The sequence below is a fragment of the Stappia indica genome, assembly GCF_001696535.1.
In the GTDB taxonomy this organism is placed as follows: domain Bacteria; phylum Pseudomonadota; class Alphaproteobacteria; order Rhizobiales; family Stappiaceae; genus Stappia; species Stappia indica.
This window is the reverse complement of the sequence record NZ_MBQE01000006.1, coordinates 312,757-333,571: the sequence shown is the minus strand read 5'-3', so window position 1 is coordinate 333,571 and position 20,815 is coordinate 312,757. Positions and strand designations below refer to the sequence as shown.

Here is a 20,815-nt window from a genome sequence, read left to right as displayed (position 1 = left end):
GCTGGCCAAGGCGATGCGGGCTTCCTATTGTCGTGACACGGTCGCGGCCGGTCTCGATACGGGCCAGGCAGCCGGACCGCATTCGGGATAGATCCGTCGGGAACGCCTTGCCATGTCTCATATTTTTCCGCGCCACACCGCCATGCGTCCGCCCCGCGCCGTTGCCGGCGACGGTTGCTACATCATCGACGAGACCGGCAAGCGCTATCTCGACGCCTCGGGCGGGGCGGCGGTCTCGTGCCTCGGGCATTCGGACCGGGAGGTGACGGAGGCGGTGAAGGCGCAGCTCGATGCCATCGCCTTCGCGCATACCGGCTTCTTCACCAGCGAGCCGGCGGAGAAGCTCGCCGATCTGCTGATCGCCCATGCGCCGGCCGGTCTGGAGCGGGTCTATCTCGTCTCCGGCGGGTCGGAGGCGACGGAAGCGGCGATCAAGCTGGCGCGGCAGTTCCATATCGAGAACGGCGAGCCGTCGCGGGCGCGCATCATCGCCCGCCGGCAGAGCTATCACGGCAACACGCTCGGCGCGCTGTCTGCCGGCGGCAACATGTGGCGCCGGGAGCCTTTCGCGCCGCTGCTGGTCGACATGTCGCATATCTCGCCCTGCTACGCCTATCGCGGCCAGCAGGAAGGGGAGAGCGAAGAGGCCTACGGCCTGCGCGTCGCCGACGAGCTGGAGGCCGAGATCCTGGCCCGCGGTCCCGAGACGGTGGCAGCCTTCATCGCCGAGCCGGTGGTGGGCGCGACGCTCGGCGCGGTTCCTGCTGTCCCGGGCTACTTCCGCCGCATCCGTGAGATCTGTGACCGGTACGGCGTGCTTCTCATCCTCGACGAGGTGATGTGCGGCATGGGCCGCACAGGGCATCTGTTCGCCTGCGACGCCGACGGGGTGGCGCCGGACATCCTGTGCATCGCCAAGGGGCTCGGTGCCGGTTACCAGCCGATCGGTGCGATGCTGGCGAGCGGGCGCATCTACCGCGCCATCGAGGAGGGCTCCGGCTTCTTCCAGCACGGCCACACCTATATCGGCCATCCGGCCGCCGCCGCGGCGGGTCACGCGGTGGTCAGCGCGCTGGTCGACCGGGGGCTCGTCGCACGGTCGGCCGAGATGGGCGAGCGGCTGATGGACGCTCTGGTCGACCGGTTCGGTCAGCATCCGCATGTCGGCGACATTCGCGGCCGCGGCTTGTTCCTCGGTCTCGAGCTGGTCGAGGACCGGGAGAGCAAGACGCCGTTTGCGCCCGAGCGGCGACTGAACGCGGTGCTGAAGAAGGCTGCCTTCGCGCGCGGCCTCGTCTGCTACCCGATGGGCGGGACGCTGGATGGCCGGCAGGGCGACCATGTGCTGCTGGCGCCGCCCTTTATCCTGGAGGACGCCCAGATCGGCGAGATCGTCGACAAGCTGTCCGGTGCCCTGGACGATGCGCTGGCGGCGTGAGACGCGCCTGCGACATTTTCCCGCCACCATTTGCGGCAAGATGAAACCAGCCCGCAAACGGAACCGACCCTCGGGAGGACACGCCCCGCAACCATGGTGACGCGCACCGACAGTGCAATGGCGACATGGCTCGCGCCTCACGGCGCGGGAGGGGTTTTCTGCGTCCTGATGCTGGCGGTGCTCGCCGGGTTGCCGGCAAGCGCAAGGCCGGCCGCTGCCGGTGAGAGTGGGATTCCCGAAACCTGCCTGAACGCGGCGCAAGCGGAGCGCCTCCAGGCGCGCGCCGAGCCGGGCGAGCCGCATGTGTGGCGCACCGCGACCGGCGGGTTGCTGCGCCAGGCCGAGCTGGTGTCGCTGCCTGCCGACAGTCCTGCTGACGCCGATACAGGCGTTGCGGATGTGCGGTTCGTGGCGTTGGGCGAGGAGGCGGACCGCTGGGAGCGCCGTCCCGGACACGTGATGCTGTCGCCCGGCGATCGCTGGCTGGCCCGCGAGCTGGTGCGACAGGGGCAGGCGATCGTCGCTCCTAGGCTTGCGGCAGCCGACTGCCTTGCCCACCTCTTGAAGGAAGAGACCCGGGCGCGCCAGCGCAAGGCCGGCCTTTGGGCGCAGGAGCGGGTGTGGTCGGCGCACGACCCGGATGCGCTGTCCGAGCGCACCGGACGCTACACGCTGGTGGTCGGCCGGGTGATTTCTGTCGGAGAGACCCGCTCGATGGTCTACCTGAATTTCGGCGGCCGCTGGAGCCGCGACTTCACTGCGACGATCAGCGCCGAGCGCAAGGCAGCCTTCGCGGATGCCGGGCTTGACGTCACGTCCCTTGACGGGGCAGCTATTCGCCTGCGCGGCATGGTGCGGCAGGCGGGCGGACCGTCCATCGAACTCGTGCATCCCGCGCAGATCGAGCGGCTCGACAGGAATGGCGATCAGCGGTGAAGAGCTTGTCCAGAACAGCAGCGCGTCCGGTTCTGCGCCGGACGGCGCGTCCTCTCCGGCTGGCGGCGGTCTTCGCCGCGGCGCTGGTCGTTTCCGCTTGCCAGTTTTCCGGGTCGTCGCCGATCGAGATCGGCACCCCGGCTCCCGGCACGCTGCGGCCCGGCATCTCCAACGATCTGGGCGCGCGCGAGCATCCGCGCGTGGTGGCGACCTATGGCGGCGTCTATGAGGATCGCGGCGCGGAACGCGCCGTGGCGCAGGTGGTCGGCCGGTTGGTCGAGGCGTCCGACGATCCCTCGCAGAGCTATCGCATCACCATCCTGAACTCGCCGGCGGTCAACGCCTTCGCCTTGCCGGGCGGTTATCTCTATGTGACACGCGGCCTGCTGGCGCTGGCGACCGATACGTCCGAGGTGGCGGCGGTGCTGGCGCACGAAATGGCGCATGTCACCGCGAGCCACGCGATCAAGCGCCAGCAGCGGGCCGAGGCGACGGAGCTTGCCGGCCGGGTGCTGGGCAATGTGGTGCGCGACCCGGACCAGCAGCGGGCGGCCATCGTCTCCTCGCAGCTGTCCTTCGCGCGCTTCTCGCAGATCCAGGAGCTGGAAGCGGATGCCGTCGGCGTGCGGACCCTCGCCAAGGCGCGCTACGATCCCTTCGCCGCCGCGCGGTTCCTGACCGCCATGGGCCAGTTCGCCGCCTTCCAGTCCGCGCAAGGCGCGGGCAAGGGCGCCCCCGACTTCCTGTCCTCGCACCCGACGACGCCGGAACGCGTGCAGACGGCGGTGCGGGCCGCACGGCAGATCGGCGCGCCCGGTCTCGGAGAGCGCGACCGCGACGCGTATCTGACCAAGATCGACGGCATGCTCTACGGCGACGATCCGCTGGAGGGCTATATTCGCGGCCGGTCGTTCCTGCACAAGGCGCTGGGCATCAGCTTCACCGCGCCTCCGGGCTATATCCTGGAGAATTCTCCGGAAGCGGTTCTCGCCAGCAATCCGAACGGCACGGCGCTGCGCTTCGACGGCGCCGATCTGACCGATTTCGCCTCGCTGACCGCCTACATGACCAGCGGATGGATCAACGGGCTCATCCGCGACAGCGTGCGCGAGGAGACGGTGAACGGACTGGCGGCGGTCACGGCCTCCGCCGTGACTGAGGGCTGGTCCTTCCGCATCGCGGTGGTGCGCATCGGCCGCACCGGCTACCGCTTCATCTTCGCGTCCCGCTCGGGCGGCGAGGAGTTCACCCGCGACTACGAGGCGACGGTGAAGAGCTTCCGCCAGCTGACGCCGACGGAGATCGCCCGGTTGCGGCCGCTGCGGATCAAGGTGATCCGCGCGGATGCGGGCGATACGCCGGAACGGCTGGCCGTCGGCATGAGCGGGGTGGAGCCGGCCCGCCGGCTGGAGCTGTTCTCGATCCTCAACCAGACGCCTCCGGGCCAGGTCATTCCGGCCGGCACGCCGCTGAAGCTGGTGGTCGACTAGAAAACCCGCGCGGAGCAGACCACGGGAGACGGCGATGGAACAGCATACCGGCGGATGCCTTTGCGGCGACCTGCGGTTCGTGGCAAGGGGGCGCCCCTATCGCGTCGGCCTCTGCCACTGTCTCGACTGTCGCAAGAACCACGGCACGCTGTTTCATGCCTCGGCGATCTTTCCGGCCGATGCGGTGACCACCGAGGGCGAAGCCCGCGACTATCAGGGCCGGTTCTTCTGCCCGAGTTGCGGATCGCCGGTCTTCGGACGCAGCGACGACGAGGTGATGATCAATATCGGCGCGCTCGATGCGCCGGACCAGTTCGCGCCGACCTACGAATTGTGGACCGTGCGCCGGGAAGCCTGGTTGCCGGAGTTTCCGCTGAAACACCGCTACGAGCACGACCGCCCGGACGAACGCCGCACCGAGGACTAGCAGGGTACGGAGGATGACGGTGCGAGAGGCGAAAGAGCCGTTTTCCTTCCGAAGCGACCCTCGCGTACCACCGTTCGACGATACGGTGCCGCTGGCGGTGATGGACGGTGAATGCGCCGTCTGCAGCTGGGGCGCACGGATGATCCACCGGCTCGACCGTTCGGGACGGGTTCGCATCTGCCCGGTCCAGACCCCGCTCGGCGCGGCCCTGCTGGAGCATTACGGGCTCGCGCCCGACGATCCCTCGACATGGCTTTTCATCGATCGCGGCATCGCGCATGCGGACTTCGACGCCATCATCCATGCCGGTCGCAGCTTCGGTGGCTGGGGCCGGCTGACGGCGGTTTTCCTTGTGCTGCCGCGGCCGCTGCGCGACCGGCTCTATGGATGGCTGGCCCGCAACCGCTATGCCCTGTTCGGCCGCGGCGACATGTGTGCCCTGCAGGATTCCGCGTTTCGAAAGCGGCTGTTGGGGTAGGAAAGATCCTGCGGACGGCTGTCCGTCGGCTGATGTGCCAGCGAAACGGTCGTATCGCTGCTCAGGCGGTCGCTTCAATCGCGCAGGGTATAGTCGACCGAGTTCCACTCGATGGCGCGACTGCGCCAATGCTCGTCGATAGCCTGGGTGAAATCGGCTCGCACCAGCTTGGCTCTTGCTTCGCAGATCAGCGCCGTTTCCCGTCGGACCACCACCCCCTCGAGCGGCCGACCGGTTCGGTAGCGGCTTGGGGTCTCGGAGACGAGGCGTAGCAGGTCGGACAGCGAGGTGTGCCCTTCAAAGACGCGAGGAACGACGGTCAGCCCGGCTTCCGCAGCCAGCGAATTTCGCTGCTCCGTGCTCCAGAAGGTTCCGTTGGCATTGTCATAGACATCGAAGGCGAGGAACCAGTCGGGCAATGCGCCGTAGTCGAGCGAGTGCCGCGCCGCACACCATTCGCCGAACAATATCAAATCCGGTTTCAGGACGCTCCTTAGAGCCTGGCCGTGCTGCCCGAGCCAGGCCGGAAGGCGGGAGAACTGTCCTCCATAGGGCTCGGCGAGATACTGACCGCGGTTCTGGGCGCGCAGGTTGCCGTCTGCATCCAGGGACAGGCCGAGATTGGCGCCGTCAAGCTTCTCCTCCACGACAACACGCCCGGAGAGCAGCGCATTCGCCTGCTCCGGACTCAGCAGCTTGTCATCGCGGAGCGCGTTCGCGTCGCCCAGCCATGCGAGGTGCGGAGTGGAAGGGAAACGGAAGAAGTCGCTCATGGCCGGGGTTTGTCTTCGGTGGTGGCGTCAGCCGCCGTCGACCTTGGCGTAGGGCTGTTGCTGGTGGCCGGCGAGATAGGCGAGGGAACCGAGGCCGGAGGCGATCTGCTTGGCTGCCTTGAAGGCGCGACGGCGCCCGCCCTCGGGCGAGACGGCGAAGCTGGCCGCGGCAGGCAGGAACAGGACGGTGCCACCGACGATGCGGCCGAGGCCCTTCAGCAGGCTGCGCAGGGCGGCTTTCCGCTTGCCGGCGCGCTTTTCATGCAGGCGCGAGATGTTGCCGGCGACGCGGAAGGTGCGGTTCAGCTGCCAGCGCAGGGTCGTGCGGTTGACCGGAACAAGCTCCTCCACCAGCGCATCCGGGATCCAGACGATGCGCCCGCCCGCATCGTGGACGCGGGTGAAGAAATCCGTGTCGCTGCCGCCGGTAAAGCGCATCGAGCCGTCGAAATGCAGGCCGAAGCCACCGGCCTCTCGCGCGCGGAACACCTTCGTCTCGACCAGCGTGTTGTGCCCCTCGGCCTTGGTCAGAACGGTGCCGGACGGGCGCTTGTTGACCTGTTCGGGGACCATCCACGAGGGGGTCTCGGGCGGCCAGGTGTAGAGAACGCGGCCGTAGTGGACCTCTGCGGGGAGCGCGCGGGTCGCCTCGACCATGGTCTCCAGCCAGCCGGCATGGGCGATCTCGTCGTCGTCGATATAGAGCACCCGGTCGAAACCGGCGCTCTCGGCAAAGGTGCCGCAGCGGTCGCGGGCGAAGGGGATGCCGAGCTCGGGTTCCAGCACGTAGTGGATGGCCCAGCCGGTCTCCGCCGCCACCTCTTCCGCCACATGGCGCGAGGTCTCGCGGTCGTGGTTCTCCACCACGACGATCTCTGCCTGCACCCAATCCGGAACCGACTGCGCGCAGACGGAGGCAAGGCACGCCCGCAGCATCTTCGGCCGTTCTCTCGTGCAGATGGCGACGCAGAGTTTCATGAGCGCGCAGGTCCCCGTATCCTGGCCCGCAAGAGGCCTGTTTCCGTGAGGGGAGTACCTGTTTCTCAGACGAGAATCCAGCCGGAGGGGAAGAGTTCGTCGACATAGACCCGGCGTAGCTCGTCGCGGGCGAACCACTTTCGCGGCGCGATGACATGGCGGTCCGGGTTGCGGCCGAGCCAGGCGCCCCACCAGCTGAAGCTGGAATTGGCGATGACGTGGTGGGCGCAGCGGCTCATCAGGTGCAGATCCTGCTCGCGGCTCTGCCCCTCGACCAGGGTGCGGCGGGGCAGGGCGCGCGTCAGCTCGTCGGCCGCCGCGATGTCGTCGGAAAAGACCAGCCACGTCGCGTCTGGCACCAGCTGCGCCATCAGTCCGGCCGCTCGCATGTAATGCTCCGCGCCGAGCAGGCCGTGAGTGGCGGTGGTCTTGGCGTTGGCGGCATAGTCGCCGCGCCGCACATGCAGCGAGACGCTGGTGGGGGCGTCGGCAAGGGCCAGGCGGGCAGGGTCGATGGTCGCGGCGACGTGGTCGAGCGAGAACAGGGAACGGATCTCTTCGCGGCAGTCGGCGAAGAACTGTTCCGACTGGAAATAGCCGGCAAGATAGGTGCCGGCCCCGAGCGAGAACACCTCGTCGCCGTGGCAGAAGTCCTTCTGGAAATAGCTCGGGCCCTGCCAGAGCTTCCGCCGTTTCTTGCCTTCGCCGCGCCCGAGTGCGCCTAGGAGGCGCGCCTTCAGCGAGCCGGTGTCCGGCTGCCAGATGCGCGGGGACAGGCCGAACAGGTCGAGGCCGAAGGCGGCATGGGCGAAGTCGAGGTCGAGAGGGTCGACGAGCAGCTCGACACCGAGGCGCTTCGCCAACGCATGGCCGGCGGCATACTGGAACATCTGGTTGCCGAGTCCGCCCCAGATGCGCATGCAGACCGGATCGCCGCCGCCTGCCTTGCCCGTTTCCGCCTGCTGCCCGTGTCCGGCTGCCATGTCGCGCCCCGCCCTTGCTGATCCGCTCTTGTTAGTCGGCATCGCCGGAACGGACAAGCGCGGCGCGCGAAAGCTTGAGTAAGGTCAAGGTGGGAGAGGCGCGGCCGATGTATTCATTGATGTGAATATGGAGAGGCCGGGCGGATGTCCGGACGACCTGGAGATGCGGCAATGGACATGACCGGCGTGCTGGAGACCCTCGGCGAGGCGGAGACCTCGGCGCTCGGCGGGCTGCTGATCGGGATGGCTTTCGGTGCCTTTGCGCAGCGCAGCCGGTTCTGCCTGCGGGCGGCGGCCGTGGAGTTCGCCCGCGGCAGCATCGGCATCAAGGTCGCGACGTGGCTGGTGACCTTCTCCTGCGCGGTCCTGCTAACCCAGTGGCTGATCTTTTCCGGTGCGCTCGATGTCTCCGAGGCGCGGCAGTTCGCGGCGCGGGGCTCGTTGTCGGGTGCGATCGCAGGCGGGGCGCTGTTCGGGATCGGTATGGTGCTCGCGCGGGGCTGTGCCAGCCGGCTGCTGGTGCTGTCGGCGACCGGCAACCTCCGGGCGCTGCTGTCGGGGCTGATCTTCGCGGTTGCGGCGGAAGCCTCGATCCACGGCATCCTCTCGCCGCTGCGCGAGCAGGTCGCCGGGATGTGGACCGTCAGCGGGCGCGAGGCGCTTGATCTCCTGCTGCTGCTGAGGTTGCCGCAGGACGCGGGGCTGTGGATCGGCCTGCTGTTCATCGCCGGGACGACGGTCTTCGCCTTTCGCGCCCGCCTGCCGCTCTCGGGTTGGATCGGGGCGGCCGGGGTGGGGGCAACGGTGGCGGCCGGCTGGTGGTTCACCTACCAGCTCGCGGGACAGGCCTTCGAGCCGATGACGGTGAAGAGCATGACCTTTACCGGGCCGTCCGCCGACACGTTGATGCTGGTGCTGACGCCTCCGGGCGAGGCGCTCGACTTCGATACGGGCCTCGTGCCGGGCGTCTTTGCGGGGGCGGCGCTGGCCGCGCTGCTGGCCGGCGAATGGCGGCTGCAGGGTTTCCATGACGGCCACTCGATGCGCCGCTATATCGTCGGGGCCGTCCTCATGGGGTTCGGCGGCATGCTGGCCGGCGGCTGCGCCGTGGGGGCGGGCGTCACCGGCGGATCGATCTTCGCGCTGACCGCCTGGGCGACGCTGTTCGCCATGTGGGCCGCGGCGGGCCTGACGGATCTCGTCGTCGACCGGATGGCGGAGCGGCAGGCGACGGCCGCCGCCTGAGCCGGCCCGGCCGCCTTACCAGGGGTGCTCCTCGCCGTTCCACTGCAGGAAGCGGCCGGTATCGGCCAGGGTGAGCCTGGTCGCGACCGAAAAGATGCCGGCGGCGCTCTCCGGCGGATCGATCTCGGCGCTGCTGCCGCCCATATCCGTGCGGACCCAGCCCGGATGCATCACGACGACGCAGATGCCTTCGCCGTGAAGGTCGAGCGCGAGCCCCTGCATGGCCTTGTTCACCGCAGCCTTGGAGCTGCGATAGGCGTAGCTGCCGCTCCTCGGACGAGCGAGGGAGCCCATCTGACTGGAAATCGTGACGATGCGCGGGTTGGCGGCGCGCCGCAGCTGCGGGCGCAGCGCCAGCGCCATGCGCATGGGGGCGAGCGTGTTCACCTGAAGCTCGCGCTCCCAGGCGTCGAAATCGAGATCGTCGAGCGTCTGGTGCGGATTGAGCATGCCGGCATTGTTGAGCAGCAGATCGACCGGCGTGTCGCCGAGCGCCTGCGCGAAGGCGGAGACCGACGCGGCGTCCGTCACCTCGAGAGGATGGACGGTCAGACGGTCCGGATGAGTGCGGGCGAGCTCTGCAAGCGCATCGGCGTTTTCCGGGTCGCGGCAGCCGGCATGGATGCGCCATCCGCCCGCGGCGAGGAAACGGCGGGCGAGTTCCAGCCCGATGCCGCGATTGGCACCGGTAAGCACGAGCGTGGAGGTGGCGGACGAGGTCATGGGACGGCTCCGGCTGGAGAGGCTCCGCTGCGGCGGAGGAGGGGCGGGGCGATGACAGGGGTGGTAAACGCGGCTACAAGGTCGCGCAAGCGGCTGCCGGGTCACGATCCCGGCACGAATGTCAAAAAGCGGAATGCAGCGATGAGCAGCGAGCAGATTGGCCCTTTTCTCGGAACCTGGATCCTCGATCTGGACGAGAGCGAGTTCGACCAGAGCGACCTGCCGCAGGCGGCGACCTGCCGGATCGACGAGGAATTCGGCCTGGTGACGATCCGCATGTCGATCATCTCGGCGAGCGGCGAGGAAATCTCCGGCGAGATCACCGGCGTGCCGGGCGCGCCGGGGGCGCGGCTGTCGGAAAGCGGTCTCGCCGACCGGCTGCTGCTCTATTTCGAGGACGAGCAGACGCTGACCTCGGAGGCCAAGCGCGGCAATCTCACCCTGATGACGGCGCGGCGACGCCTGTCCGACGACGGGCAGAGCCTGGAAGTGGAGCAGAGCGTCGAGGTGCCGGGGCAGGGTTCGGTGGTGAACACCGGCATCTATCGCCGCGCCCAGTAAGGCCGGCTTTTCACGCCGTCAGATCAGGCCGGGCCAGCGCATCAGCGCCAGCACGCCGCCCCAGAGAACCAGAGACAGAACGCCCGCAAGGCGGAAACGCGAGATGGTTCCGCGCGAGTCGACCTGGTCCAGCAGGCGCCAGGCCGGGACCAGCCGCAGCAGCAGCGCATTGACGGCGAGCGCGGCGAGAAGGACGGCCTTCGCCTGGAAGGCCGGGTCGCCGGCAATCGCCATGGGCCGTGTCGACATCAGCGCGATGCCGCTGGCAAGCGCCAGCAAAAGGCCGACAAACGCCGTCTGGCCAAGCACGCGTGCAAGGTCCGCAAGCGGGGCGGAACGCCAGAATCCGATCAGCCGCAGATTGAGCGGCAACACCGCACCGACCAGCATCAATGTTCCGAACAGATGCGTGGCCGCCGCGGCCTCGCGCAGGTCTGCCGAGCCGGCCATGGCGCGGGCAAGCTGCGATCTGGCAAGAAATTCGAGGAGCGGGGCGATATCCGGCATGTGGCGAAGCACTTTCGCAAACGGGTGTCGTCTTTCCCCGATAGCCTGATTCTCGTTAATGCGGGACGCAAGCCTTTCGGTTTCGCGGCTTCGGGGGCGATTTTCCTTGCAAGGCCCGGCAGGGCGATTACGTCTCGAATTGTCCGATCAACCTCAGGGTGAAATTACGGCGAGGCGAAGGAGCTGGCGATGAACGTGCTTTCCCATGTGCGACCCGGCGATGAGCTTTCGGCGACGCGGATTTATGCCGAGGCGCTGATCCAGAAACTGAGACCCTTCTTTGGCACGGCGGATGCGGCGGCGGAGTTCCTCGCGCCGCATCTCCAGCGGGACCGCGGCGTCAGCGCGGTGATCGGTGACAGGATCGTCGGCATTGCCGGCTATCGGCTGGACGGGCATGGGCTGTTCGAGCCGAAATGGCGGCATTTCCGCGAGCGTTTCAGCGTGCTCGGCACGGCGATCCGGGTTGCAGGGCTGGCGCTTCTGGAGAAAGAGGAAGACGAGGACGTGATGGCGATGGACGGGATCGCGGTGACGCAGGAGGCGCGCGGGGCCGGCGTCGGCCGTGCCTTGCTCGCCGAGATCCTGGCGATCGCCAGGCGCGCCGGGAAACGAGCCGTGCGTCTCGACGTGATCGACACCAACCCGCGGGCAAAGGCGCTTTACCTGCGCTGCGGCTTTGTGGAGGAGGGACAGCGGCGGCTCGACCTGTTGCGGCCCGTCTTCGGCTTCAACACCGTCACCACCATGCGCCACCACCTCGGCGGTACGGCAGCGGGCGCATGAGCGAGGTCGACGACACGTCCGCCGAGAGGGCGGAGGCGGGCGTGCTGCCGGCACCGACCGCGCCCGTGCCCGACCGGCCGCAGGTGGCGGAGGTGGCAGAGCATGTGCCCGGCGCGCCGCAGGAGATCGACCGCGCGGCGATTGCCGTGGTGCTGTTGCTCGTCGGTGTGTTCGGTCTCGCGCAGGGGCTGACCTATCCGCTGCTGTCCTTCATCCTGGAGCGGCAAGGTACGCCCGCCTGGCTGATCGGCAGCAATGCGGCGATGATGGCGCTGGGCCTGATCCTGTCGGCCCCCCTCGTGCCGCAGCTGGCGATCCGCTTCGGCGCGGCACGGCTGGCGATCGCCAGCGCCTTGCTGCTGGCGGTCCTGTTCGCGCTGATCGGCACGGTCCAGGCGCTATGGCTGTGGTTTCCGGCGCGCTTCCTGCTTGGCGTCGGCATCAACGGGCTCTACATCTCGAGCGAGACCTGGGTGAACCAGCTGGCGCCGGACCGGATCCGCGGGCGCATGCTGGGGCTTTATGCAACGGCGCTGGCCGGCGGCTTCGCGCTCGGCCCGGCAACGCTTGCGGTCACCGGAACGCGGACGCTTGCGCCGTTCTTCCTCTGCATTGCGGTCTGCCTGATCTGCGCGGTGCTGATCACCTCGATCCGCTATCGGCTGCCACGCTTTGCCGCAGGAGAAAGCGGCTCGATCCGCAGCGTCGCGCCGCTGATCCCGTTCCTGCTGGTCGTCACCGGCATCGCTGCGGCCTTCGACCAGGCGATCCTGACGCTGTTCCCTGTCTACGGGCTCGGGCATGGCCTCGACGAGGCCGCGGTGGCAACGGCCCTTGCCGTTCTGATCGTCGGCAATATCGTCTTCCAGGTGCCGATCGGGACCCTTGCCGACCGCTGGGGGCCGCGCCTGGTCATGGTGGTGCTGTGCCTGCTGACCATCGCAGGCGCGATGCTGTTGCCGGTGCTGATCGACACCAGGTGGCCGCTCTGGGCCATGCTGTTCGTCTGGGGATCCTCGGCCTATGGCGTCTACACCATCGCGCTGATGGAGCTCGGCCGCCGCTTCACCGGCGCCATGCTGATCGCCGGCAATGCCGGCTTTGCGGTGATGTGGGGTGTGGGCGGTTTCACCGGGCCGGCTCTCTCCGGCCTCGCCATCGACATGGTGGGCCTTACCGGACTGCCGTTGCTGCTCGGCGGCGTCTATGTGCTGCTGCTGGCGGCGACGCTGGCGCGCCGGCGGGGCTGACCCCGCCGGCGCTTTCCGGGGTCAGTATCCGGCCGCCAGCGCGCCCTGGACCCGCGGGTCCGAGGCGCCGGCCAGGCCGTTCTCGACCGCCATCACCGACTGGGTGGAGCCCATGGTGGCGCGTTCCTCGACCGTGTGGCCGCGCTCGCGCAGGATCGCCAGCGTGTCGGGCGAGAAGCCTTCCTCGATGCGGATCTCGTCCGGCAGCCACTGATGGTGCATGCGCGGAGCGGCGGTCGCCTCCGCGATGTTCATGCCGTGGTCGACCACGTTGAGGATGATCTGCAGCACGGTGGTGATGATGCGGCTGCCGCCGGGCGAGCCGGTGGCCAGCACCAGCCGGCCGTCGCGGAACACCAGCGTCGGGCTCATCGAGGACAGCGGCCGCTTGCGCGGAGCGACGGCATTGGCATCGCCGCCGATGAGACCGTAGGCGTTCGGCACGCCCGGCTTGGCGGAGAAGTCGTCGAGCTCGTTGTTGAGCAGGATGCCGGTGTCGCCGGCCATCATGCCGACGCCGTAGGAGAAGTTGAGCGTGTAGGTGTTCGACACCGCATTGCCCTGGCCGTCCACCACCGAATAGTGCGTGGTTTCCTCGCTCTCGTAAGGTGCGGGCTTGCCCGGGGCGAGCCCGTCGGCAGGCGTCGCCTTCTCCGGGTCGAAACCCTCCATCCGCGAGGCGGCGTAGGTCTTGGAGGTCAGGCCCTTCACCGGAATGTCGACGAAGTCCGGATCGCCGAGAAACTCCGAGCGGTCCGCATAGGCCCGCTTCATCGCCTCGGCCATGACATGGAGCGTTACCGCCGAACCGGAGCCGGATGCGGCAAGGTCGAAGGGCTCCAGCATGTTGAGGATCTCCACGAGATGCACGCCGCCGGAGGAGGGGGGCGGCATGGAGACGACCTCATAGCCGCGATAGGTACCCGAGACAGGCGTGCGCCATTTCGCCTCGTAGGCGGCAAGGTCGTCGGCGGTCATGTCGCCGCCGCCCTCGCGGACACGTGCCGCGATCGCCTCCGCGACCGGCCCTTTGTAGAAGCCGTCCGGGCCTTCGTCGGCGATCTTCTGCAGCGTCTCGGCGAGCTGCGGCTGGCGCAGGGTCTCGCCGGGCTCGTAGAAGCCGCCGTCGGGCTTGTAGAAGGTCGCGAGCGCGGCCGGATCCTTCGACAGGCGCGGATGGGCCTGCTTCAGCGACCCGGAGAGATCGTCGGAAACGGGGAAGCCGTCGCGGGCGAGGGCGATGGCAGGCGCGATCAGGTCTGCGAAGCTGAAGCGGCCGCTGCCATGGCGGGCATGGGCGGCGTGGAAGCCGGCAACGGTGCCGGGAACGCCGACGGCGAGGCCCGAGTAGCGGGATTTCTCGCTGTCCGCATTGCCGTCCGCATCGAGGAACATGTCCCGGCTGGCTGCGGCGGGGGCAAGCTCGCGATAGTCGAGGGCCTGCGTCTCGCCGCTGTCGGCCATGTGGACCAGCATGAAACCGCCGCCGCCGATATTGCCGGCACGCGGCAGGGTCACGGCGAGGGCGAAGCCGACCGCCACCGCCGCATCCACCGCATTGCCGCCGGCGGCGAGAATGTCGCGGCCGACGCGGGTCGCCGTCGCCTCCTGGCTGGCGACCATGCCGCTGCGGGCGAGTACGGGGTGGAAACGGTCCGAGCCGGAGAGGATCGGCGCGGGCTGCGGCGCGGAGGGGGCTGCCGTCTGGGCAAGGCCGGGCCCTGCCCAAAGCAGACACGCGGCAAGGGCGGCGCCGGCGATCCTGCGCGCCGATGCCGGTGGCGGTGTCCTGTTCATCGTCTCACTCACTCCCCGTATGGTGTTCTGGACGGGCAGTCTGTCGGCTTTTGTCCGGCGGGGCCAGCCCTGTCAGGATTGCCGGGAGTGAATGCAAAACGGCGCGGCCCGGGGGGCCGCGCCGCGCGGAGAACGGATCGGAAGAAGGGATGCCTCAGGCGGCGACCTTCTTCGGGGTGATCAGGCCGCGATTGACCAGGACCTCGGCGATCTGCACGGCGTTGAGAGCCGCGCCCTTGCGCAGGTTGTCCGCGACGACCCACATGTTGAGGCCGTTCTCGATCGTGGCGTCCTCGCGAATGCGGCTGACATAGGTCGCATCCTCGCCGGCGCTCTCGTAAGGCGTGACGTAGCCGCCGTCCTCGTGCTTGTCGACGACGAGCACGCCCGGCGCCTCGCGCAGGATGTCGCGTGCTTCTTCGGCGGTGATCGGGCGCTCGAACTCGATGTTGACGCTCTCTGAGTGACCGATGAACACCGGCACGCGCACGGCGGTGCAAGTGACCTTGATCTTCGGGTCGAGCATCTTCTTGGTCTCGGCCAGCACCTTCCACTCTTCCTTGGTGTAGCCGTCCTCCATGAAGACATCGATATGGGGGATGACGTTGAAGGCGATGCGCTTGGTGAACTTCTCCGGGGTGATCGGATCGTTCACGAAGATCGAGCGGGTCTGGTTGAACAGCTCGTCCATGCCGTCCTTGCCCGCGCCGGACACCGACTGGTAGGTCGACACGACGACGCGGCGGATGGTGGCCGCATCGTGCAGCGGCTTCAGCGCGACGACGAGCTGGGCGGTCGAGCAGTTCGGGTTGGCGATGATGTTCTTCCTGGTGAAGCCGGTGATGGCATCGGCATTCACTTCCGGAACGATCAGCGGCACGTCGGCGTCGTAGCGCCAGGCCGAGGAGTTGTCGATGACAACGCAGCCCTTGGCGGCAATCTTCGGCGACCACTCCTTGGACACGGTCCCGCCGGCGGACATCAGGCAGATGTCGACGTCCGAGAAGTCGAAATGGTCGATGGCCTGGCAGGTCAGCGTCCGGTCGCCGAAGGAGACGTCGACACCCTGCGAACGGCGGGAGGCGACAGGCACGACTTCGCGCGCCGGAAAGCCGCGCTCGTCCAGAATGTCGAGCATCTCGCGGCCGACATTGCCGGTCGCGCCGACCACTGCGATCTTGTAAGCCATTGGTATTCAGTCCTCTCTTGCCGCTCCCCGCCAACCCGAAGCCGCCATCCCTGCGGGAGCCTCAGGTCCGTTCGGTCCCCCGTCAGACCCGGGGGAGCGCGGGTCGAGAGGGCCGTCAGGCGGTCGTTTTGCGGGTCGTCGTCGTCGTGGTCGTGCCGGCGCACGCGACACCGTTCGCGGCTTTCGTCGCGGTGAACGGGGCGTTGAAAAGGGCGCACGGCTTCGGCATGGGATCCCTCGCGGATCCGGACGGTGCTGCCCGGACCTCGACGGCGTCTAGATGCCGTCATGCGCGGCCATTGTCAACATGGCCTTGCGGATGCGCGTCGCGGCGGGGTCAGCCGTCGATGCGGAAGCGCAGCAGCAGCGTGCGCTGCAGGATCGAGCGGTTGTCGTCGGAGATGATGGTCAGGATGGTCTCGCCGGCGGCATTCCGGTGCACGGCGACGCCTTCCATATTGTCGATCTGCTCGGAATAGCCGGCCGCCAGCAGCACGCGGCCGACGACCATGGCACCGGGCTTCAGCTCCGCTGCCGGCAGCAGGCGAACCCGCATGCCGATGCCATGGCGCAAGGTGAAGCGGCGCTCCAGCAGCACCATGTCTCCAGTGTCGAGGAAGGCAGCGTCGGTGGCGTCGTAGGACTCTTGCCGCTGAACGGTGAAGGTACCCGGCGTCGGTCCGCCGAGCAAATAGCCCGGCAGGTCCGAGTTGAAGGTCTTGCCGCGTTCCGACACCACGACGAGCGTGCCGGCAAGCGGGCCGGAATTGGCGAAGGCAACCGCTTCCATGCCCTTGTTGTGCCGCAGGTTGCTGGTCATCGAGACCGGCAGGTCGAGTTCGCGGCCCCGCGCGCGCAGATCGGCGAGCGGATAGGGGAAGGCGTAGATCGCGTGATAGCGCTCGGTCGCCATGTAGAGCTCGCCGGTGCCGTCCGGATTGCGGCGCAGGGTCAGGGCCTCCGCATCGCCGCGGTCGCGATCCATCAGCGGCCGTCCGTCGGGGCCGACGATCGCGCCGAGGCGGGCGTCGCGAATGGCGAGCGGGCGCCCGCCGGGCTCCGCTTCGATAGTCGCGGTGAGCCACAGGCCGTTGTCGGCGATGGCGATCATCTCGCTGCCGTCCGGGCTGACCACCAGTCCGGAAAGGCCGCCCATGTGGCGGTTGCCCGACAGCAGCTCCAGCCCGCCGAGAAACGTCAGTGCGCCGAAGCGCGGCTCGTCGGCGCGGCCGATGCGGAACGCGTCGATCTGCTTGCTGCGGATGGTCACGTCCTGCGGGGGAACGTCCATGAGGGCGCGGGCGGGAGCCGGCGCCATCAATATCACGGCCGCGATCAGGGACGCCGCCAGCGCGACGCCGCGCCGTGCGGAAGGCCGAAGTCCCGGCACGCGGATCATGGTGTCAGCGGGCCGCGCGGCGCCGTCCGCGGCTACCGCGCGACGATGCCTGCGTCTGTTCGTCGAAGAGATCGGCGAGCTGGTCCGTCATTGCGCCGGCCAGTTCCTCCGCATCGACGATCGTGACGGCACGGCGGTAGTAGCGCGTGACGTCGTGGCCGATGCCGATGGCGATGAGCTCCACCGGCGAGCGGGTCTCGATTTCCTCGATGATGTAGCGCAGGTGACGCTCGAGATAGTTGCCCGGGTTCACCGACAGCGTGCAGTCGTCGACGGGGGCGCCGTCGGAGATCATCATCAGGATCTTGCGCGCCTCGGGCCGGCCGAGAAGGCGCTTGTGCGCCCAGTCGAGCGCCTCGCCGTCGATGTTTTCCTTCAGCAGGCCCTCGCGCATCATCAGTCCGAGATTGCGTCGGGCGCGGCGCCAGGGCGCGTCTGCGGACTTGTAGATAATGTGGCGCAGGTCGTTGAGGCGTCCCGGCTGGGCCGGTTTGCCGGCGGCGAGCCACGCCTCGCGCGACTGCCCGCCCTTCCAGGCGCGGGTGGTGAAGCCGAGGATCTCGACCTTCACGCCGCAGCGCTCCAGCGTGCGGGCAAGGATGTCGGCACAGGTCGCGGCGACGGTGATCGGGCGGCCGCGCATGGAGCCGGAATTGTCCAGCAGCAGCGTGACGACCGTGTCGCGGAAATTAGTGTCGCTTTCCTGCTTGAAGGCGAGCGGCTGCATCGGGTCGGTGACGACGCGCGTGAGGCGGGCCGTGTCCAGCATGCCTTCCTCCAGGTCGAACGACCAGGAGCGGTTCTGCTGGGCCAGCAGCTTGCGCTGCAGCCGGTTGGCCAGCCGGGCGACGGCGCCCTGCAGGTTGACCAGCTGCTTGTCGAGATGGCTGCGCAGGCGGTCGAGCTCGGCGGTGTCGCAGAGCTCCTCGGCCGGGACCGTCTCGTCGAAGCGGCTGGTGAAGAACTTGTAGTCCGAGGTCGGCGGCAGGTTGGAGAACGGCAGCTCGCGGCGCCGGCTTTCGCCCGGCTCCTCGGCCTGGTCCGCCTGGTCGTCCTGGGTGAGCTCCTGAAGGTCGCCATCGAGGCCTTCGGTCTCGCCCGCCTCGGTCTCCTCGCCGGAGAGCTCCATCTCCTGCGGCGCGCCCTCGTCCTCGCCGCTTTCCTCCTCGCCGTCGGCGGAGGTCTCGCCGCGCTCGTTGCGGCCTTCGGCGTCCTCGTTCTCGCCGTTCTCGTCCTCGCTCTCCTGGCCGATGTCCTCGTCCATCTCGAGAGAGGTGAGCACCTTGCGCAGGCGCTTGGCGAAGTCCTGCTGATCCTCGATCCGGTCGGCGAGCAGGTCGAGCGCGTCGCCCGCCTTCTCCTCGATCCAGCCGCGCCACTGGGCGATCATCGGTTCGGCGCTCCTGGGCGCCGGCCGGCCGGTCAGGCGCTCGCGCACCATGTAGGCGATCGCCTCTTCCAGCGGTGCATCCTCGCGGCTGGCGACGTCCGCATAGGCGGCCTTGCGGCTGCGCTCTTCCAGCATGGCGGAGAGATTGTCGGAAACGCCGGGCATGCGGTTGGCGCCGACCGCCTCGCAACGCGCCTGCTCGACCGCGTCGAAGATGGCGCGGGCCGTCTCGCCCTGCGGCACCAGCTTGCGGTGCAGGCCGGGGTCATGGCAGGCGAGCTTGAGCGCCATGGCGTCGCCGAGACCGCGGGTGACGGCGATCTCGTCGGCGGTAAGGCGGCGCGAGGGCTCCGGCAGGCGGGCCGTGTGGCCCGACAGCGACGGCTTGTCGGAGGAGAACAGCACCTCGAGCTCGGCGTCGGCGGCGATGGCGCGCATCGTGTCGCCGATCGCCCGCTTCAGCGGTTCGCTCGAGGGCTTGCTCTTCTCGGAAGGCGGATTGCGCATGGGACTGCCGGTCAGCTCATCACCACGTTGGCGGCGGACTCGGGCAGCTCCTCGCCGAAGCAGCGCTGGTAGAACTCGGCCACCAGCGTGCGCTCCATCTCGTCGCACTTGTTGAGGAAGGTGACGCGGAAGGCGAAGCCGAGATCCTTGAAGATGTCGGTGTTCTCGGCCCAGGTGATTACCGTACGCGGGCTCATCACGGTCGACAGGTCGCCGTTGATGAAGGCGTTGCGGGTCATGTCGGCAAGGCGGACCATGCGCGACACCGTCTTGCGGCCTTCCTCGTTCTGGTAGTGCTTGGACTTCGCCAGAACGATCTCGACCTCGTTGTCGTGCGGCAGGTAGTTCAGCGTGGTGACGATCGACCAGCGGTCCATCTGGCCCTGGTTGATCTGCTGCGTGCCGTGATAGAGGCCCGAGGTGTCGCCGAGGCCGACCGTGTTGGTGGTGGCGAACAGGCGGAAGGCCGGATGCGGGCGAATCACCCGGTTCTGGTCGAGCAGGGTCAGGCGGCCGGAGACCTCCAGCACGCGCTGGATGACGAACATCACGTCCGGACGGCCGGCGTCATACTCGTCGAAGACCAGAGCGATGTTGTTCTGCAGCGCCCAGGGCAGGATGCCGTCCCGGAACTCGGTGATCTGGCGACCGTCCTTGATGACGATGGCGTCCTTGCCGACCAGATCGATACGCGAGATGTGGCTGTCGAGGTTGACGCGCACGCAGGGCCAGTTCAGCCGCGCCGCGACCTGCTCGATATGGGTCGACTTGCCGGTGCCGTGATAGCCGGTGACCATGACGCGGCGGTTGTGGGCGAAGCCGGCGAGGATCGCCAGGGTGGTCTGCCGGTCGAAGAGGTAGTCGGGATCGAGATCGGGCGTATGCGAGGTCGGCTCCTTGTAGGCGGGAACCGTCAGGTCGCTGTCGATGCCGAAGGTCTCGCGCACGGACACGGTGGTATCCGGCAGGTTTTCGACGGGCAGGGTCTTGTCAGTCATCTTTCCTCCGCTGGCCCGCCGGCGGCGGGATCCGCGATGTCGCACTGCACCGTGATGCCGCCACGGCGCGAAATTCGAACCAGACCCTATTGCCAGAGCCCCGTTCGGCCAAGTGAAAACGCCTCGTCGCTGGCGGCGCTGGCGCGAATTGCGCCGGGAAAGGGATCTCCCTGCGACGGGAGACCGCAGGCCGGCGGTGGCCGGATGCGGTCGTCAAAACCGGGAGGTCTACGATTTCATAGCCTATCCGGACCAACTGGCAAGCCTGCTTAAGGACAAGGCAGCCAAGCGGCTTCAGCAGAAGCCGGCCTTTTTCAGCAGCGAATAGGCGTTGATGATCTCGCGTAACCGGTCTTCCAGCGACCTGTCGCCGCCATTCGCGTCCGGGTGCAGCCGCTTCACCAGCTCCTTGTAGCGGGCCTTGATCTCGGCGTCGCGGGCATGGTGCGGCAGGCCGAGCGTGTCGAAGGCGCGCGCTTCCAGCTGCTTCAGCTTGGGCGCGCGGGCGCCGCTTCCTGCCGTGCGTCCGCCAGGGCCGGTGCGCCGGCGGGCTTCTGCGCGGGCCTTGGCCGCCTGGCGCGGGTCGACGTCGGACCAGGCATGGGCGCCGTCGCCCGCGGCCTTTGCATTGACGCCCATCTTCCACGTGGGGCGGTGGCCGGTCAGGGCGTCGCGCTGATAGGCGCGCGTCTCGTTGTCGTCCATCCCGGCGAAATAGTTGTAGGACTTGTTGTACTCCCGCACATGGGCGAGGCAGAAATGATGGTACTGGCCGTCGGCATGGCGCCCCTTCGGCGCCCGGTGGGTGCCGGGCTCGTCGCACCCTTCCCAGTCGCAGGCCCGCTCGCACACGAACTCCTCCTCCGCAGCGCGGCTGCGCTTCGGGCTGATGCGGATGCGGTCGAAGATGTCCGAAGCCACCGGTCCTGGTCCAGTTTCCGTGATCTGCGGGGCGGGAAT

At 68.3% G+C, this 20,815-nt stretch carries 20 protein-coding genes; 9 read left to right on the top strand and 11 right to left on the bottom strand.

Going from position 1 to position 20,815, the window contains the following annotated elements; all coding sequences use genetic code 11:
* The first annotated feature begins 112 nt into the window (after positions 1 to 112).
* The 5 genes from BBX35_RS21670 (at position 113) to BBX35_RS21650 (ending at position 4,769) form a co-directional block, all read left to right on the top strand.
* Positions 113 to 1,438: an aspartate aminotransferase family protein gene (locus BBX35_RS21670; RefSeq protein WP_067224503.1), complete on the top strand. Its 1,326-nt coding sequence runs from the start codon at positions 113 to 115 to the stop codon at positions 1,436 to 1,438.
* 93 nt (positions 1,439 to 1,531) lie between these two features.
* Positions 1,532 to 2,374, top strand: coding sequence for a thermonuclease family protein (locus tag BBX35_RS21665; protein WP_067224501.1), 843 nt, complete (start codon positions 1,532 to 1,534; stop codon positions 2,372 to 2,374).
* Positions 2,371 to 3,864: a M48 family metalloprotease gene (locus BBX35_RS21660; RefSeq protein ID WP_088941687.1), complete on the top strand. Its 1,494-nt coding sequence runs from the start codon at positions 2,371 to 2,373 to the stop codon at positions 3,862 to 3,864. The genes BBX35_RS21665 and BBX35_RS21660 overlap by 4 nt, the downstream gene beginning before the upstream one ends.
* A 34-nt stretch (positions 3,865 to 3,898) precedes the next feature.
* A complete protein-coding gene (locus BBX35_RS21655) occupies positions 3,899 to 4,291 on the top strand; it encodes a GFA family protein (protein ID WP_067224497.1) in 393 nt (130 codons plus the stop codon).
* 13 nt (positions 4,292 to 4,304) lie between these two features.
* Entirely contained in the window at positions 4,305 to 4,769 is a 465-nt protein-coding gene (locus BBX35_RS21650; protein WP_067224495.1) for a thiol-disulfide oxidoreductase DCC family protein, read from the top strand.
* A 74-nt stretch (positions 4,770 to 4,843) separates the two neighbouring features.
* Here the strand turns inward: BBX35_RS21650 and BBX35_RS21645 are convergent, their stop codons facing one another.
* From BBX35_RS21645 to BBX35_RS21635, 3 genes are all read right to left on the bottom strand, one after another.
* Entirely contained in the window at positions 4,844 to 5,542 is a 699-nt protein-coding gene (locus BBX35_RS21645; RefSeq protein WP_067224493.1) for an RNA ligase family protein, read from the bottom strand.
* Between the two features lie 27 nt (positions 5,543 to 5,569).
* Positions 5,570 to 6,520 (bottom strand): glycosyltransferase family 2 protein, encoded by a 951-nt coding sequence (locus tag BBX35_RS21640; protein WP_067224492.1) that lies wholly within the window; start codon positions 6,518 to 6,520, stop codon positions 5,570 to 5,572.
* A 65-nt stretch (positions 6,521 to 6,585) separates the two neighbouring features.
* Positions 6,586 to 7,503, bottom strand: a complete 918-nt coding sequence (locus BBX35_RS21635; protein ID WP_171901505.1) for an alpha-1,2-fucosyltransferase — start codon at positions 7,501 to 7,503, stop codon at positions 6,586 to 6,588.
* Positions 7,504 to 7,674: 171 nt separating this feature from the next.
* Between BBX35_RS21635 and BBX35_RS21630 the strand changes: the two genes are divergently transcribed.
* The gene (locus tag BBX35_RS21630; protein WP_067224490.1) at positions 7,675 to 8,748 is read left to right on the top strand and encodes a YeeE/YedE family protein; all 1,074 of its coding nucleotides are present in this window, start codon (positions 7,675 to 7,677) and stop codon (positions 8,746 to 8,748) included.
* A gap of 15 nt (positions 8,749 to 8,763) precedes the next feature.
* Here the strand turns inward: BBX35_RS21630 and BBX35_RS21625 are convergent, their stop codons facing one another.
* Positions 8,764 to 9,471, bottom strand: a complete 708-nt coding sequence (locus BBX35_RS21625; protein ID WP_067224489.1) for an SDR family oxidoreductase — start codon at positions 9,469 to 9,471, stop codon at positions 8,764 to 8,766.
* Between the two features lie 141 nt (positions 9,472 to 9,612).
* On the opposite strand from BBX35_RS21625, the gene BBX35_RS21620 reads away from it, so the two are divergent.
* Positions 9,613 to 10,032 (top strand): hypothetical protein, encoded by a 420-nt coding sequence (locus BBX35_RS21620; protein ID WP_067224488.1) that lies wholly within the window; start codon positions 9,613 to 9,615, stop codon positions 10,030 to 10,032.
* Between the two features lie 18 nt (positions 10,033 to 10,050).
* Here the strand turns inward: BBX35_RS21620 and BBX35_RS21615 are convergent, their stop codons facing one another.
* Positions 10,051 to 10,539 (bottom strand): hypothetical protein, encoded by a 489-nt coding sequence (locus BBX35_RS21615; protein WP_067224486.1) that lies wholly within the window; start codon positions 10,537 to 10,539, stop codon positions 10,051 to 10,053.
* 189 nt (positions 10,540 to 10,728) lie between these two features.
* Here BBX35_RS21615 and BBX35_RS21610 point away from each other — a divergent pair, with 189 nt between their 5' ends.
* Together BBX35_RS21610 and BBX35_RS21605 are read left to right on the top strand one after the other, a co-directional pair.
* Positions 10,729 to 11,325: a GNAT family N-acetyltransferase gene (locus BBX35_RS21610; protein WP_067224484.1), complete on the top strand. Its 597-nt coding sequence runs from the start codon at positions 10,729 to 10,731 to the stop codon at positions 11,323 to 11,325.
* Positions 11,322 to 12,575 carry an MFS transporter gene (locus BBX35_RS21605; RefSeq protein ID WP_083206514.1) on the top strand — a complete coding sequence of 418 codons (1,254 nt, stop codon included), beginning with the start codon at positions 11,322 to 11,324 and terminating at the stop codon, positions 12,573 to 12,575. The genes BBX35_RS21610 and BBX35_RS21605 overlap by 4 nt, the downstream gene beginning before the upstream one ends.
* A 21-nt stretch (positions 12,576 to 12,596) precedes the next feature.
* On the opposite strand, the gene ggt is transcribed toward BBX35_RS21605, so the two are convergent.
* From ggt to BBX35_RS21575, 6 genes are all read right to left on the bottom strand, one after another.
* Positions 12,597 to 14,372: a gamma-glutamyltransferase gene (gene ggt / locus BBX35_RS21600; protein ID WP_067224483.1), complete on the bottom strand. Its 1,776-nt coding sequence runs from the start codon at positions 14,370 to 14,372 to the stop codon at positions 12,597 to 12,599.
* Between the two features lie 154 nt (positions 14,373 to 14,526).
* On the bottom strand, positions 14,527 to 15,561 hold the full coding sequence (locus tag BBX35_RS21595; protein WP_067224481.1) for an aspartate-semialdehyde dehydrogenase: 1,035 nt from the start codon (positions 15,559 to 15,561) through the stop codon (positions 14,527 to 14,529).
* A 337-nt stretch (positions 15,562 to 15,898) separates the two neighbouring features.
* On the bottom strand, positions 15,899 to 16,951 hold the full coding sequence (locus tag BBX35_RS21590) for an esterase-like activity of phytase family protein (RefSeq protein WP_208979907.1): 1,053 nt from the start codon (positions 16,949 to 16,951) through the stop codon (positions 15,899 to 15,901).
* Between the two features lie 13 nt (positions 16,952 to 16,964).
* On the bottom strand, positions 16,965 to 18,857 hold the full coding sequence (cobT, locus tag BBX35_RS21585; protein ID WP_067224477.1) for a cobaltochelatase subunit CobT: 1,893 nt from the start codon (positions 18,855 to 18,857) through the stop codon (positions 16,965 to 16,967).
* Between the two features lie 11 nt (positions 18,858 to 18,868).
* Positions 18,869 to 19,855 (bottom strand): cobaltochelatase subunit CobS, encoded by a 987-nt coding sequence (gene cobS / locus BBX35_RS21580; RefSeq protein WP_067224475.1) that lies wholly within the window; start codon positions 19,853 to 19,855, stop codon positions 18,869 to 18,871.
* A gap of 294 nt (positions 19,856 to 20,149) precedes the next feature.
* Positions 20,150 to 20,776: a J domain-containing protein gene (locus BBX35_RS21575; protein WP_171900726.1), complete on the bottom strand. Its 627-nt coding sequence runs from the start codon at positions 20,774 to 20,776 to the stop codon at positions 20,150 to 20,152.
* Positions 20,777 to 20,815: the final 39 nt, after the last annotated feature.